The sequence below is a fragment of the Pseudomonas sp. P5_B2 genome, from assembly GCF_056400445.1.
The window spans coordinates 1-1,817 of record NZ_JBFULH010000745.1 but is presented as its reverse complement, the minus strand read 5'-3'; the positions used below and the strand labels follow the sequence as shown (position 1 = coordinate 1,817).

Below are 1,817 nucleotides of genomic sequence, written 5' to 3'. Positions count from 1 at the left end.
ACCCAGATTCTGAGCATCCGGTCGTGCGCACCCACCCGGAAACCGGCGAGAAGGTGCTGTTCGTCAATGCCTACGCCACACACTTCGTCAATTACCACCGCGATGGCCGTGTCCGTTTCGGCCAGGATTACAACCAGGCCGGCGTTGACCTGCTGAAGTACCTAATCAGCCAGGCCTACAATCCCGAGTACTAGGTGCGCTGGCGTTGGAAGAAAAACAGCGTGGCAATATGGGATAACCGCTGCACCCAGCATTATGCCGTGATGGACTATCCGCCTTGCCATCGCAAGATGGAGCGCGCGGCTATTATCGGAGACACACCCTACTGATCAATTAACCTTTCCATAACCCAGAGACGCAACTGAGCGTCTCTTTTGGGTCGATTTATGCCTTTGCTGACAGGCAGCTATAGGTCTGATAGCGACCACCAGCCATTGTGACTGATCCACCCTTGTCTTCCCTCAACGTGGAGGACGAGCCATGAACACTGTTGCTAGATACCGCCATCAGCCTTGGAACAAGGGAAAGCTTGTCGGTCAGAAAGCCCCGCTCCGAGTCAGAGATATCTGGGCTATCCGCGTAAGACTTCAGCTTGCGGATAAGACCCGGGACTTGGCGCTGTTCAACTTGGCCATCGATAGCAAGCTGCGTGCCTGTGACTTAACCAAATTGCGGGTCCGAGACATTGCCCATGGGGAGCATGTATCGTCACGGGCCATCGTGATGCAGCAGAAAACTCAACACCCAGTGCAATTTGAAATCACTGAACAGACCCGAACGGTTCTGGAAGCGTGGATGCGCCAGGCGCGTCTCCGCAGTGAGGATTTCTTGTTCCCGAGCCGGTTGCACGCTTCAGAGCATTTATCCACCAGGCAATACGCTCGAATAGTCAAAGCGTGGGTGACAACCATTGGTCTTGACCCAACCATGTATGGTACTCACACGCTACGGAGAACCAAGGCTTCGTTGATTTATCGCAGGACGAAGAACCTGAGAGCGGTCCAACTTCTGCTTGGTCATACGAAGCTTGAAAGCACTGTCAGGTACTTGGGAATCGAAGTCGATGATGCCTTGGAAATGGCGGAGCAGACGGAGGTCTGACCATTCACTGCGACGGTCGTGCCAGACCGTCGCTATCCGTCCCTCTACCATTCAGTTGTGTCTACAAAGTCAGGGGGCCATTCAAATCAGAAGGCAGCCCTGGACCTCACTGAGTGATCTAAGACTGGCGTACCCTCATAATGGAATCTGTGATGGCCTGAGCATTTGTGTCCAGCGTTTCCATTGCCGATATCGCATTAGCGGCGACACTGCCTACCCCATTTTCTGACAGCCACTTGGTTATTTCTTCTATCGCTGCACATAGGGCGTGCTGGTTGTGGAGGAGCAATGTCAGAGCGTCCGCAGTGGCGATCTTACAATCTGAGTTATCGGGCATGACGGTCGTCCTTGAGTAATGATGCCGGAAGCCTAGCTCATCTCGCCGTTGCCTTTCCCAGATATACCCAGCTATTTGAATTCGACCTGACAGTCCTTTGGACCGAATTTGAGCAGTACGTCCCTAGATTATGACCGGCAGAGGTCGACCCAGGCTGTGTGAAAACGCACTGAGTACGTCAAAAACTGAGAGTTGCGTGCGTTACCTGCGAAATCGGCAGGCGAAAGCGCGAATTGCCATATCCAACTACATAGGCATTCGTGATGCTGCTTGGGCCGCGTCAGCGGCACAAACAGCCGCTCATGGACGATCAAACGGCTGGATTCACGCCCTGATCGCTTCAAGCAGTCCTGCGATGCCGAAGATGCTCATCATCCGT

At 53.6% G+C, this 1,817-nt stretch carries 3 protein-coding genes and 1 pseudogene; 3 read left to right on the top strand and 1 reads right to left on the bottom strand.

The window, feature by feature from the left end:
• Together AC1DRJ_RS26260 and AC1DRJ_RS26255 are read left to right on the top strand one after the other, a co-directional pair.
• Nucleotides 1-329 (top strand): annotated as a pseudogene (locus AC1DRJ_RS26260) (TauD/TfdA dioxygenase family protein); the annotation flags it as partial.
• Nucleotides 330-480: 151 nt separating this feature from the next.
• The gene (locus AC1DRJ_RS26255; protein ID WP_223449154.1) at nucleotides 481-1,101 is read left to right on the top strand and encodes a tyrosine-type recombinase/integrase; all 621 of its coding nucleotides are present in this window, start codon (nucleotides 481-483) and stop codon (nucleotides 1,099-1,101) included.
• 118 nt (nucleotides 1,102-1,219) lie between these two features.
• Here AC1DRJ_RS26255 and AC1DRJ_RS26250 read toward each other — a convergent pair whose 3' ends face one another.
• A complete protein-coding gene (locus tag AC1DRJ_RS26250; protein WP_034149083.1) occupies nucleotides 1,220-1,438 on the bottom strand; it encodes a hypothetical protein in 219 nt (72 codons plus the stop codon).
• 196 nt (nucleotides 1,439-1,634) lie between these two features.
• Here AC1DRJ_RS26250 and AC1DRJ_RS26245 point away from each other — a divergent pair.
• The coding region (locus AC1DRJ_RS26245; RefSeq protein ID WP_477804716.1) for a hypothetical protein at nucleotides 1,635-1,817 on the top strand (183 nt) is incomplete at its 3' end.